The 12647-nt window shown below is 59.4% G+C and carries 9 protein-coding genes; 4 read left to right on the top strand and 5 right to left on the bottom strand.

All coding sequences use genetic code 11. The features are described from left to right. Nucleotides 1-12 precede the first annotated feature (12 nt). The 4 genes from OHL23_RS02130 to OHL23_RS02115 form a co-directional block, all read right to left on the bottom strand. Entirely contained in the window at nucleotides 13-945 is a 933-nt protein-coding gene (locus OHL23_RS02130; RefSeq protein ID WP_263350123.1) for a YihY/virulence factor BrkB family protein, read from the bottom strand. A gap of 83 nt (nucleotides 946-1028) precedes the next feature. Beyond that, nucleotides 1029-1754 (bottom strand): site-2 protease family protein, encoded by a 726-nt coding sequence (locus OHL23_RS02125; protein ID WP_263350122.1) that lies wholly within the window; start codon nucleotides 1752-1754, stop codon nucleotides 1029-1031. A 154-nt stretch (nucleotides 1755-1908) separates the two neighbouring features. Further along, on the bottom strand, nucleotides 1909-2658 hold the full coding sequence (locus OHL23_RS02120; RefSeq protein ID WP_263350121.1) for an acyltransferase: 750 nt from the start codon (nucleotides 2656-2658) through the stop codon (nucleotides 1909-1911). 77 nt (nucleotides 2659-2735) lie between these two features. Then, complete coding sequence (locus OHL23_RS02115; protein WP_263350120.1) at nucleotides 2736-3332, bottom strand: GNAT family N-acetyltransferase; 597 nt, start codon at nucleotides 3330-3332, stop codon at nucleotides 2736-2738. 235 nt (nucleotides 3333-3567) lie between these two features. Between OHL23_RS02115 and OHL23_RS02110 the strand changes: the two genes are divergently transcribed. Further along, nucleotides 3568-4947 carry an ankyrin repeat domain-containing protein gene (locus tag OHL23_RS02110; RefSeq protein WP_263350119.1) on the top strand — a complete coding sequence of 460 codons (1380 nt, stop codon included), beginning with the start codon at nucleotides 3568-3570 and terminating at the stop codon, nucleotides 4945-4947. Nucleotides 4948-5052: 105 nt separating this feature from the next. After that, nucleotides 5053-7458, top strand: coding sequence for a beta-glucosidase BglX (gene bglX / locus OHL23_RS02105; RefSeq protein WP_263350118.1), 2406 nt, complete (start codon nucleotides 5053-5055; stop codon nucleotides 7456-7458). 62 nt (nucleotides 7459-7520) lie between these two features. Here the strand turns inward: bglX and OHL23_RS02100 are convergent, their stop codons facing one another. Further along, complete coding sequence (locus OHL23_RS02100; RefSeq protein WP_263350117.1) at nucleotides 7521-8702, bottom strand: acyltransferase family protein; 1182 nt, start codon at nucleotides 8700-8702, stop codon at nucleotides 7521-7523. A 247-nt stretch (nucleotides 8703-8949) separates the two neighbouring features. Here OHL23_RS02100 and OHL23_RS02095 point away from each other — a divergent pair, with 247 nt between their 5' ends. Together OHL23_RS02095 and OHL23_RS02090 are read left to right on the top strand one after the other, a co-directional pair. Continuing rightward, complete coding sequence (locus tag OHL23_RS02095) at nucleotides 8950-10746, top strand: CRTAC1 family protein (RefSeq protein WP_263350116.1); 1797 nt, start codon at nucleotides 8950-8952, stop codon at nucleotides 10744-10746. Between the two features lie 12 nt (nucleotides 10747-10758). After that, the gene (locus OHL23_RS02090; protein ID WP_396127256.1) at nucleotides 10759-12642 is read left to right on the top strand and encodes a CRTAC1 family protein; all 1884 of its coding nucleotides are present in this window, start codon (nucleotides 10759-10761) and stop codon (nucleotides 12640-12642) included. The last annotated feature ends 5 nt before the right edge of the window (nucleotides 12643-12647 follow it).

Here is a 12647-nt window from a genome sequence, read left to right as displayed (position 1 = left end):
TTGTTGGTTCTGCTACTCGGATGGGAAGGGGCTGGACTCGATCCCCGGTTCGGTGTGCGGTTCCGGCTCGAATTCGACGGGGTCCTCGCGCTCCTGGATCAGAAGCTCTTTGCGGTGGCGGTGCAAGACTCCGTTGACCTGTGCGCCCAGCAGCACGCTGAAGGAGGTGATGTACAGCCAGACCAGCGTGGCGATGGCGGTGCCCAGTGAGCCGTAGATGATCGAGTAGTCAGCCACTCGCGTTACATAGAGCCCGAAGGCCAGTGTCACGGGGAACCAAATGAAGGTCGAGGTGATGGCGCCGGGTGCGACACAAATCCAGCTTTCCCGGGTGCGCGTCCCGAAGTGATACAGCGCGCCAAGAACGGTCGCGCTGGTAAGGAGTGCGAGCGACCATCGCGCCAGTCGCCAGAGCAGCAGAACGAAGATGTGCAGCTCATGTTGTGAGTTCTCGATCATCCACTGTTCGATGGGCTGGCCGAAGATCAGAATGCATGTGGCGATAGAGAGTGGAACCAGGGCTATCGGCACCAGCAGCAGCGCGCGCAGCCGCAACTGCCAGCCGCTCCAGCCCTTTGCCGGTAGCTGGTAGGCGCGGCGGAAACCCTCCATCAGGGTGAGCATCACGCCGAGGGCGGCAAAGACTGTGAGAGAAATCGCCGACAGCAGTACCTGAAGCGAAAATCCTCGCTGGGTTTCGAAGTAGGACTGGAGGAGGGACATCGTGTCGGGGGGAAGAAACTGCTCGGATGTGGTTCGGAGGGCGTACAAAAGCGTATTGCCCGCGGGAACCAGGGCGAGGATTGTGGTGAGGACCAGAAAAGTCGGGAAGAGCATCAGCATTCCCGAATAGGCAGTGGCCTTGGCGGTATCCAGAACGTCATTCTGCAGCGCCTGCCAAAGGGCGACACGAAGAGCGCGAACGTATCGGGCAAATGGGGACATCGCCATCCCTCGCAGAGTATCGCACGTGCGCGGGCTTTGACGAAATTACAGGTTCCTCGTAGCCCTCAGAGTGCCGGTTTTCGCTATCGCTGTCGCAGAAAGACAGAAAGGGCAGCGACGACAATACCCATGGCCGGCCCAAGGAAGATGCCCACGACGAAGCGGCCCAGGATGAAGATGATGACGAAACCGAAACGGCCGATCGTATCGAAGGTGTTCAACGCGTTGTAGGGCAAGAGATTGCGGACGAAGCGGCTGGCGTCGAGGGGCGGAATGGGCAGAAAATTGAAGAAGAAGAGCGCGAGATTGACCTCGATCATCAGCCAGAAGAGCATGGCCATCGCCTGTGGCGCGGAGGCTTCGCCAAGGAAGATCTGGCCCTGAACGGTGCCGATAACCGCGCTGCGCCCGCCGGGGATGGCCAGCGCCAGCACGACCATGAGGACGAATGCAACAAGAGTGAGCAGCAGGTTTGCAGCAGGTCCGGCGAGGCTGACGAGATTGTCGTCGCGGGTGATCTTGGTGAAGTTGCGGGTGATAATCGGTACCGGCTTGCCCCAGCCGAAGACAACTCCTCCTCCGCCGAAGCCGATGAAAGGCCCAAGGATCATGAGCGCAGGATAGAGCAGTGTGCCGATGGGGTCGATGTGCCGGGTGGGGTTGAGGCTGATGCGGCCTTCGAGCCGCGCCGTCTGGTCGCCCAGGCGTGAGGACATCCAGGCATGGGCGCACTCATGAACGGAGAGCGAGAAAAGGAGGATGACAAACTGATACAGCGCAATAACGAGCTCAATACTTGAGGCTTGCAAACAGTTTTTCCAACCCTTTCTTTATCATCGTCCCAGACCAATCCGGACTAGCCCAAAACAGCGGCAAGGCTCAGGTTAGCACGCTCGGGCGCTGTCATCGCGTTGCCTTCACGGCATCCTTACGAGTGAGGCAATGCGCTGGTTCCCGCGGGAGCTAGCCTTTCTGTTCTTCCGCCGTGCCTTGCGGTCCGACGATTGTTCCGTCGGGCATCTGCGTGCCGGCGAGCACTACGGTGTGGGTTCCGACGCGTGCGCGTTCGCCAATGCTGGTTGGGGCGAAGATGACCTTGTCGTAGTCGTCTGCTGCGTGGGTATGGGAGTAGATACGGGCGTAGTTGCCGATGACAGCGCTCTTGCCGATGTGAATCTCGGCGCGGTCATCAAGCAGCGCGCGGTGGCGGACGATGACTCCATCCTCGATGCTCAGGTTGTAGCCGTAGGTCAGCTCGACGCCATGGTCGATTCGGACGCCTTTGCCCATTTTTGCGAAGAGGTGACGGCCCAGCATACAGCGGAGCCGAATGCCCAGCCAGTGATTGAGGCCGATGGGCGAGCGGTCGAACATGATCCAGAACCAGAGCAGCGGCTTGCTGCGGGCGAAGCGCTCGTGGTCTACGTCGGGATAGTGCTCGGCTTCGAGCGTGATATTTCCGGGATCGAGAGAGAGCTGTAGTACGTTGAGCGGGAGTTCGCTGGTGAGCGTGAAGTTGAGCTTGCCCCCGTGCGGACGGCCCAGGTAGAGCTGGAAGAGCTGGTCGCGCACAATTTCCGCGCGGCGTTCAGCGGCCTGGTGCCGGGTGAACTCTTCATCCAGGAAGGCGATCCAGCGGCGGTAGAGTTCTTCCGCCTCGGGCAGTGGATGGACAACGTGGCTGGGCTGTTGGGCGACAGTGGATTCGGCCATACACATACGACGATACAGGACTGGCCGTTCAGGCGCGAGCGGCTTCGCCGCATGACGCGGTTCGGGCGAGTGTCAGGTTAGCTGCGAGGCATTGCGGCCTTGGTCATCCGGACGATGGGTAGGGCCTCGCCGTTGTGCAAAGGGACGGCGATTCGCTCGATTTCTACGTAGCCTTTGAGGCGGTAGAGCGGAACGCCGGTCAGGGTCGAGCCCATTTCGAAGTGGCGAAAACCTGCTGCCTGCGCCGCTGCTTCGACGTGGGCGAGGATGTGGCTGCCCAGCCCGCAGCGGGCGAAGTTGGGATGAACGAAGATCGCGCGGACTTTGGCTGCGTCGATTGCGGGATCGAGCAGTTCCGGTTCGCGGCCTGGGCCACGGTCCGCGCCGAAGAGAGTTTTGCGTTTGGACCATCCGCCGCAGCCGGCGAGGGCCTTCCGGCCTCTTGATCCTTCGGGTGATTCTTCGGCCGAGTTTGTTTCCACGAGGAAATAGGTCTGATCGCGGATTAGTTGCGTATCCAGGCCGAGGACGGTGCCCAATGCGCCTTCGATTTGCGCGGGGGTGTAGTCGCCTGCCTGGAGGCCACGGACGGAGGCTTCGATGAGCGCGTGCAGGGCGGGGATATCGCTTGCGCTGGCGGTTCGAATTTGCCAGTCTGACGAAGGCTTCATCATTGTGAGTTCAGATTATTCGATGGCGAAGACGAATCCTCTCGTGCGCGCAACTTGTTCGGAAGCTAATCCGGTTGTCGGGGTTGATCTCAGTGTGATACATCAAAGGCAGCGCTCGGGGCGCGACCAGTCCGCGGAAAGGGCTATGCCCACCCACACAACTTGAAAATTGAAGGTTACGAACCTTCTTTCAGCCTGATTTGTGCGGACTCCAGGCGGGCAATGAAAGGAGATTCGCATGTTTCCCAATCCGCAAAGCGCCTTGCCGCTGCCGCCGCGCCCCAGCTTGGAGCGCTACCGAAAAATTGCAAAAGAACTGGTGAAGGCTTGCAGGTCCGGGTCTAAGCCGACTGTCTCATCCGATGAGCCGGATGCGATTTCCTTGTGGGGCGAGGCATGGATAGACGATCTGGTGCGGCTCACAGGACTCACGGTTGAACCTCAGCTTCCAGTACGCATCGAGAGTTGGATTGACGGCGTCGCCGAGTTTGCGCGGCGTCAGTTAGGGAAGGGTGAAGGGGACGGGCGGACTTGCACGCTTGCCGATGCCCAGTTTGTGATCGCTCGCTCGCATGGGTTTGAAAGCTGGCCGAAGTTTGCGCGGCATCTCGAAGCCTTGCAGGCCGTCCAATCTCCGGAATGGCGATTTGAGGCTACTGTGGATGCGATTGTTTCCGGCGATATCGCTTTGCTGGAGCGTTTGTTGACCGAGGAGCCGGGACTCGTTCAGGCGCGGTCGATGCGAGAGCACGGCGCGACACTGCTCCACTACGTCGCGGCGAACGGTGTGGAGGGCTACCGGCAGAAGACTCCGCAGAACATTGTGGAGATTGCCGCGATGCTGCTGCGTGCGGGCGCGGATGTGAATGCCACAGCGAATGTCTATGGCGGCGGATCAACAACACTCGGGCTGGCGGCGACGAGCGGCCATCCGGACCGCGCGGGTGTGCAGGAGGAACTGCTTCGGGTACTGCTGGAGCATGGCGCGAAGATTCCCGACGGAACGGTGCGGGTCTGCCTGGCGAATGGAAGAGCGAAAGCGGCGGAGTTTCTGGCCAGCCGTGTTGGTCATCTCAGTCTGGCCGAAGCGGCGGGAGTGGGGCGTCTCGATCTGGTTGAACCCGATCTAGTCGCGTCTCTTGGAAAAGATGCCGCGCTACACGCAGACGCCGCGCGGGAAGAGTTGCAGAATGGCTTGCTCTTCTCATGCCAGTTTGGCCACGATTCCGTGGTCGATTTTCTACTCAAGATGGGCGTCGATCCAAAGGTCTCCGATGGCCGTGGTCAAACTGCACTGCACCATGCGGTGATTGGCGGTCACGCGACGACGGTGAGGCTGCTTCTGGAGCACAAGGCTCCGCTTGAAGCAAAGAACTCCTACGGAGGCACTGTGCTGGATCAGGCGCTTTGGTCTGCCGCGCACGGTGGCGATCCCGATGCTTATATTGCCATTCTGGAGGCTCTGACGGCTGCCGGCGCACGAATGCCAGAGGGGCATGTGCCGGTCAACTCCCGCGTGGATGCATGGCTCGATGAGCACGGAAGCCGGGCCGAGCCGGGGTGGTATTGGTCTGGCGAAAAGCCCAGAGATGAGAGGCAGAGAAATTCGCGGAGCTGATCGGGAGACCGACAGCAATCGATTGCGCAAACTAATCGAAGAATGGAACAACCGGGTTCGCCTTGCTGGCGAAGCCATGCGGCGAGGGTATAGTATGGCTTCGCCATGAAAAAAACGTTTGACCAACTCTTGCTGACCACTTCTCTGTTCTGTCTCGTGCTTACGTCCTTTCTCGTGCTTCCTTCGCTTGCTGCTGCACAGGCTGCGCCAGTGCCCAACGCGCAGCTTGCAGCCAAAGACCTGAACGCACGTGTCGAGGCGCTGCTGAAGAAGATGACCCTGGAAGAGAAAATCGGCCAGACAGTGCAGTATTCGGCTGGTTTTGCCACCGGGCCGTCCGGCTCCAAGCTGAGCTATGAAGATCTGACCCAACGCGGAGCTATTGGTTCCCTGCTCAACGTCCAAGGCGCGGAACAGACCAACCGCTTCCAGCACATTGCTATGGACAAGTCGCGGCTGCATATCCCACTCATCTTCGGCATGGACGTGATCCACGGTCAGCACACAATCTTTCCCGTTCCGCTGGGACTGGCAGCGAGTTGGGACCCTAAGTTGATTGCGGGTGTGGCGCATACCTCAGCGATTGAGGCGCGGGCTGACGGCCTTTCGTGGGTCTTTTCGCCCATGGTGGATATCTCGCGCGATGCTCGCTGGGGCCGCATGGTGGAGTCCGCCGGGGAAGACCCATATCTGGGTTCGGCAATCGCACGCGGCTGGGTCCTCGGTTACCAGCAGAACGATCTGACCAAACCGGATTCGGTTGCCGTCAGTGTCAAGCACTTTGCCGCATACGGCGCGGCCATCGCGGGCCGCGATTACAACGCGGTGGATATGAGCGACATTACGCTACGCCAGGTCTATCTGCCGCCGTACCACGCGGCTGTCGATGCGGGCGCGGCCACAGTGATGAGCAGCTTCAATTCCATCAATGGCGTTCCTGCGACGGCAAATCCATACACGCTTACGCAGATTCTGCGTAAGGAGTGGGGATTTGACGGCTTTGTGGTCTCCGACTGGGGCGCGGTTTCGGAGCTGCTGAATCATGCCATCGGGCCAGATGGCGCGACGGTTGCCCGCAAGGCGCTTGAGGCGGGTGTGGACATGGACATGGAAGGCAATCTATACGGGACGACGCTTGCCGCGCAGGTGCGCTCCGGGCAGATTCCGGAGTCGGTTGTGGATGAGGCAGTGCGACGTATCCTGCGCGTGAAGTTTGCTCTCGGTCTTTTCGAGCATCCTTACACTCCGGTGACGCCTCCGTATGCGCCCACTGCGGAAAACCGCGCCCAGGCCCGCGCCGTCGCCGCGGAGACGATTGTCCTGCTCAAGAACGATCCGGTCGAGGGGGCCGGCGCGCTGCTGCCGCTGAGCAAGTCAGCAAAGACGGTCGCTCTGATTGGCCCGTTGGCGGATTCGGCGAAGGAGATGCTCGGGTCGTGGGGTGCGCTCGGCGATCCGAAGTTCGCGATTTCGCTGCGTCAGGCTTTGCAGGAGCGGCTGGGCGATCATCTGCTTTACGCCAAGGGCTGCGAGATTCTCTCCGGCAACGACGCCAACGTCCTGCGCCATGTGAGCTTCATCGATCAGGCAAATCCCCCGTCCTCCGAAGTTACGGAGGCGGTGCCGGATGACGCCAAAACCATCGCCGAGGCCGTTGAAACGGCTAAGAAGGCCGATGTGGCGATTCTGGCTCTCGGCGAGAGCGCCGACTGGATGACCGGCGAAGCCTCCAGCCGCGCGCATCTCGATCTGCCTGGCCATCAGGAGCAGCTTCTTGAGGCTGTCGCGGCGACTGGTAAGCCGGTGATTCTGGTGATGTTCACGGGGCGTCCTAACGCGATCAAATGGGCCGGGGCACACATTCCCGCCATCGTCGAGGCATGGTATCCGGGCATGGAGGGTGGTCATGCCGTCGCAGATGTCCTCTTCGGCGATGTGAATCCCTCGGCCAAGACGCCGGTCAGCTTCCCGCGCGCGACCGGCCAGGAGCCGCTCTACTATGCGCAGATGCCGACGGGCCGCCCCGCGCATGGCGATCTGAGCCATCTGCCGACCAACGCCCAGGAAAAATTCATGTCCCGCTATCTCGACGAGGACAACTCCGCGCTGTTCCCCTTCGGATGGGGCTTGAGCTATACCCGGTTCAGCTATTCGCAACCGGCGGTGAGCAAGGCGCAGGTTTCTCGTCAGGATGTGGCCGAGGGGCACGCGCCGGGACTTACCGTTAGCGTGGATGTGCGCAACTCCGGCAGCGTGGCGGGAACCGAGGTGGTTCAACTATACGTGCGCAATACCTCTGCCTCAGTCGAGCAGCCGCTTCGCGAATTGAAAGGCTTTGCCCGAGTCACGCTGGCGCCCGGCGAAACGAAGCACGTCGAGTTTCCGCTCGGCTTCGACGAGTTGAGCTTCTACAACGTGGAGAGCAAGCGCGTGGTTGAGCCGACGACTTACAAGGTTTTCGTTGGAGGTAGTTCACTGGCTTCAGAGGAGACCAGTTTTCAGGTGAACTAGCTTCGCAAAAGCAAAGGCCCGGCAATCGCAACAGGATTGCCGGGCCTTTATTCTTTTTGCCCCTACACTTTGAGGAAAATCTTGTTGCGATAGAGAATCCAGATGGGCACGAAGCACACGGCCATGTAAACGAAGGAATAGGCGAACGACGCCAGGCCGCCATTGGGAATCCATGCAAAACAGTGCAGGAAGATCCAGCGCTCCATGTTGAACGGACCTCCATGAATCCAGCCGGCAATCAGGTTCAGTGTGGATCCAAGTAGCTCGGAGATCATGTAAGCGGCGATTGCGTTGGAGCCGAGGACGAGCGGAGCCCAGGTCCATTTTCCGCGCCAGCCGCGAACCTCGATGGCCCAGAAGAGAAGCGCGAGCAAGGTCAGGGCCACACCGGCTGCGACGAGCACATAGGAGCTGGTCCAGAGTTTTTTGTTGAGCGGAAACCAGATCGCCCAGAGCGAGCCGGTTATCAGGCACGCAGCCGCCCCGCCGGCCACACCCGACGCTTTCGCGCCGAGCGTGCGCTTGCTGCGGAGCCAGATGCCGGTGAGAACTCCCAGCAGGGCCGTCCCCAGCGCGGGCAGATCGCTCAGCAGCCCTTCGGGGTCGCGGACGCCTTCATAGAGCCTGCCTGGAAAAATGTGGCGATCCAGCCACGCAACCATGTTTGCGTCCTTGTCTAGAAATGGGACATCGCGCCCCGGCAGTCCCAGACCTGGGACGGGCACCCAGCGCATGACGATCCAGTAGCCGATCAGCGCGCCGACAACTACGACAGCTTTGCTTTGCCATCCGCGGTCCCAGAGGTAGAAGAGTCCCGCGATCAGGTAGCAGATTGCAATGCGTTGCAGGACGCCGTAAATGCGCAGTGTGCCGAGCGGAAAGTGGGGATACCCGTTCACGATGAGGCCGAAGGCAAACAGGATCGCAGCCCGGCGGAGCGTCTGCCAGGCGAGTTGCGTGCGGGTTTCACCTTTTGCCAGGCGAGCCTCGTAGGCAAAGACGATGGAGACGCCGACGACGAAGAGGAAGGTCGGAAATACCAGGTCGGTTGGGGTGAGGCCGTTCCATTGCGCGTGCTCCATGAACCACCAGGCATGATTGCTGCCGTTGTTGTTCACCATGATCATGAAGGCGATGGTGATGCCGCGCAGGGCATCCAGGGAGAGCAGGCGGCGAATCGGGCTGACTTCTCCGGCGGGGTTTGAGCCGGAAATAAGGTTCGGGGATGGAACTGTGGTCGTCATCGTTATAGGGTCTCCAATACGGGCGGTGGCTTGTAAGCTGGAAAAGCAATCTATACGGTGTGCCAACTACGCTACCGCTTCTGGAGGACTGTTCGCAAGCCAGCTCTCTATCCCATGCGGTACACTTTGCCTCGGAGGACTCCGGTTGCCGCATCTGCGTCTAGTTTTTTCCTGCGTTCTGGTGTCGAGTCTGGCTCAGTTTTGCATTGCGAGTCTCCCCGGTCAGACTCCGCCGCAGAGTTCGGGCATGAGCTCCGGCAACTCGACTGGCGCAGCCGCCCAGGCGATCTACGACGAGCAGCATCGGCCCATTACCGCGGGCGGCTTCGTCGACAAGGGCCCGGTGGTCTTCGCCGACATCTCCAAACAGTCGGGTCTTGCGAGCTGGTCGCATGTCATGGGCACGCCGGATAAGAAATACATCCTCGACGCCGACGGCTCGGGTGTGGGATTGCTCGATTACGACAACGACGGCTGGCTCGACATCTACCTCGTCAACGGATCGACCTTTGATGCACTCGACGGCAAGCAAACTCCGCCGCACGCAGCGCTCTTTCGCAACAACCAGGACGGAACCTTTACCGACGTGGCGGAGAAAGCCGGCGTGACCAATGACCGCTGGGGGTTTGGCGTCGCCATCGGGGACTTCGACAACGACGGCTGGCCGGATATCGCCGTGACGAACTGGGGCAAAAACCGGCTGTACCGCAACAATCACGACGGAACATTCACCGATGTTGCGGAAAAAGCGAAGATAACTCTGGGTAACTGGTCGTCAGGCGTTACGTGGGGCGACTATGACGGCGATGGCAGGCTCGACCTGTTTATCTCGGGGTATGTTCACTTCGATCGCGACCAATTGCCGGTCAGCGGCAGCAAGGTCGTCGGTTATGCTCAATGCAAATTTCGCGGTGTCGTCAGCATGTGCGGCCCGCGTGGGCTGCAGGGCGAGCCGGATCATCTCTTTCACAACAACGGCGACGGGACTTTTACCGATGTCAGCGTTAAGGCCGGCGTGAACGATCCGAATAACTACTACGGATTCACCTCGGTCTTTGTCGACATCAACAACGATGGCAAGCCCGATCTTCTGGTGGCCAACGACTCCGTCGCAAGCTATCTCTACATCAACAAAGGCAAAGGAATATTTGAGGATGACAGCTACGTCTCAGGATTCGCAGTCAACAAGGATGGCCGCGAAGTAGCCTCCATGGGGCTCGCAGTCGGCGATTACGAGAACAACGGACTGCTCGATATCTACGACACCGACTTCTCCGACGACTATAAGGTGCTCTTCCATAACGACGGAGACGCGAACTTTACCGACGTAAGTTATCGCGCCGGAGTTGCGCAGACGGCGATACCGTTTCTTGGCTGGGGCGATGGCTTCCTCGATTACGATAACGACGGCTGGCGCGATATCTTCGAGGTCAACGGCCATGTCTATCCGGATGCCGGAGATCACGATTGGGGCACGAGTTACGCCGAGCGGCCGCTGCTGTTTCACAACCTCAAGAACGGTAAGTTCGAATATGTTCCTCCCGTGGTTGGAACCGGTCTGGCGGATGTGATTCCCGCTCGCGGCGCTGCGTTTGGCGATCTCTTCAACGACGGGAAGATCGATGTGGTCATCAATCCCATCGATGGACCTGCCGTGCTGCTGCGCAATGTCAATCCGGATCATCATCATTGGGTCGAGTTGAAGCTCGTCGGTGGTGGCAAGACAGAGAAAAGCCCGGGGAGCCCGCGCGATGCCATGTGCGCCACGGTCTATCTCAAGGCGAACGGGATGACGCAGCGGGACGATGTGATGAGCAGCGGAAGCTATATCTCATCCAACGATCAGCGTTTGCACTTCGGGTTGGGAGACGCTACGGAGGCGGGCACGGCGGAGATTCACTGGCCATCGGGCGCGAAGCAGACGATTAAGCTTCCGGCGGTTGACCGGATTTACACCATCTCGGAGGACGCAGGTATCACTGGCGCGCTTTGCGCTGGCAAACCATGCTCCGTCGACGCCGCGAAGCCCGCTGCGCCTAAGTAATTGAGCGACTGTATGAGGGATCTTCGCGACGCTGGAGTTATTTCCCTTACGAGATCACTTCGGAATGTTCTCTCGTGCCTTGTTGTAGTGCTGTCCTCAGCCGCTGTTTTTGCGCAAGCGCCTTCGCAGTCTTCCGGCGCAATGAGTGGCCATAGCACGGGTGCTCCACATGCTCCGGTGTACGACGCTCAAAGACGTCCCATCACTGCGGGAGGATTTGTCGATTCAGGCCCCGTTGTATTCCAGGATGTAACCAGAGCTGCCGGACTGGATAAGTGGAAGCATGTGATGGGCACGCCGCAGAAAAAATTCATTCTGGAGACGGACGGGTCCGGCGTTGGGCTGATCGATTACGACAATGACGGCTGGCTGGATATCTATCTTGTCAATGGTTCGACTTACAAGGCGCTTGATGGCAAGGAGCCTGCGCCACACGCGGCGCTCTTTCACAACAATCACGATGGCACGTTTACGGATGTCACGGCAAAGGCAGGTGTCGCGAACGACCGCTGGGGCTTTGGCGTGGCCATCGCGGACTTTGACAACGACGGCTGGCCGGATATCTTCGTCGCCAACTTCGGCAGGAACCGGCTTTATCGCAACAATCACGATGGAACTTTTACCGATGTTGCCGAGAAGGCCGGAGTTACCCTTGGCAACTGGTCCGATGGCGCGACCTGGGGCGATTATGACGGTGATGGGAGACTCGATCTTTTTGTCTCCGGCTATCTTCACTACGATGTGAACAACCAGCCGACTGCGGGTGATGGCACGGTGGCGCGCGCCTTCTGCCAGTTGCGCGGAGCGCCGGTCATGTGCGGGCCGCGAGGGCTCAAAGGCGAACCGGATCATCTCTTTCATAACAACGGCGATGGAACATTTACCGACACGAGCGTAAAGGCTGGCGTTTCCGATCCTGACGCTTATTACGGATTCACTTCGACTTTTGTCGATGTGAACAATGACGGCCGGGTTGATCTGCTGGTAGCCAACGATTCTTCGCCGAACTACTTGTATGTGAACAAGGGCGATGGGACGTTTGAAGACCAGAGCTACGTCTCCGGATTCGCGTTGAACAAGGATGGGCGCGAGATAGCCTCGATGGGCCTTGCCGTGGGCGACTACCGCAACAACGGATTACTGGATCTGCTGGTAACGGATTTCTCTGACGATTACAAAGTGTTGTACCGGAACGACGGCGAGCTGAACTTTTCCGACGTAAGCGACCAGGTGGGAATTGCGCAGATGCCTGTCCCGTTTCTGGGCTGGGGTGTTGGACTGGTGGACTATGACAATGACGGCTGGAAGGATATTTTCATGGTCAATGGCCATGTGTATCCGGAGGTTGATCAGCACGACTGGGGCACCACTTATGCGCAGCGTCCGCTGCTCTTTCATAGCCTGAAGGGCGAGAAGTTTGAATATATTCCGCCGGTGAAGGGAACCGGGCTTGCGGTTGTCACTCCGGGTCGCGGTGCGGCTTTTGGCGACCTGTTCAACGATGGCAAGATCGATGTTGTCATCAGCCCAATTGACGGCCCTCCGGTGCTGCTTCGCAACGTGAATCCGGATCATCATCATTGGGTTGAGTTGAAGCTTGTAGGAGGGCCGAAGAGTCCGCGAGACGCCGTTGGAGCGACGGTCTATCTCACTGCTAACGGGATGCGCCAGCGCGAAGATGTCCTCAGCGGCGGCAGCTTCATTTCTTCAAATGACCAGCGGGCGCACTTTGGCCTTGGAGATGCAACTGACGCCGGTACTGCCGAGATTCATTGGCCTTCGGGATTCAAGGAAACCATCCAGCTTCCCGCATCCGATCGTATCTATACTCTCACGGAGGGCAAGGGAATTACAGCAGCGCTTTGCCAAGGTAAGCCTTGCCCAAAGCCGAAGTAACTCTG

The organism is Acidicapsa acidisoli, assembly GCF_025685625.1.
Classification (GTDB): Bacteria; Acidobacteriota; Terriglobia; order Terriglobales; family Acidobacteriaceae; genus Acidicapsa; species Acidicapsa acidisoli.
This window is presented reverse-complemented; position numbering and strand designations above follow the sequence as displayed.

Bases quoted from the DNA above. Each gene is read 5' to 3' on its own strand.
- OHL23_RS02130 (WP_263350123.1), bottom strand. From the start codon at position 945: ATGTCCCCATTTGCCCGATACGTTCGCGCTCTTCGTGTCGCCCTTTGG.
- OHL23_RS02120 (WP_263350121.1), bottom strand. From the start codon at position 2,658: ATGGCCGAATCCACTGTCGCCCAACAGCCCAGCCACGTTGTCCATCCA.
- OHL23_RS02115 (WP_263350120.1), bottom strand. From the start codon at position 3,332: ATGATGAAGCCTTCGTCAGACTGGCAAATTCGAACCGCCAGCGCAAGC.
- OHL23_RS02110 (WP_263350119.1), top strand. From the start codon at position 3,568: ATGTTTCCCAATCCGCAAAGCGCCTTGCCGCTGCCGCCGCGCCCCAGC.
- bglX (WP_263350118.1), top strand. From the start codon at position 5,053: ATGAAAAAAACGTTTGACCAACTCTTGCTGACCACTTCTCTGTTCTGT.
- OHL23_RS02100 (WP_263350117.1), bottom strand. From the start codon at position 8,702: ATGACGACCACAGTTCCATCCCCGAACCTTATTTCCGGCTCAAACCCC.
- OHL23_RS02095 (WP_263350116.1), top strand. From the start codon at position 8,950: ATGAGCTCCGGCAACTCGACTGGCGCAGCCGCCCAGGCGATCTACGAC.
- OHL23_RS02090 (WP_396127256.1), top strand. From the start codon at position 10,759: ATGAGGGATCTTCGCGACGCTGGAGTTATTTCCCTTACGAGATCACTT.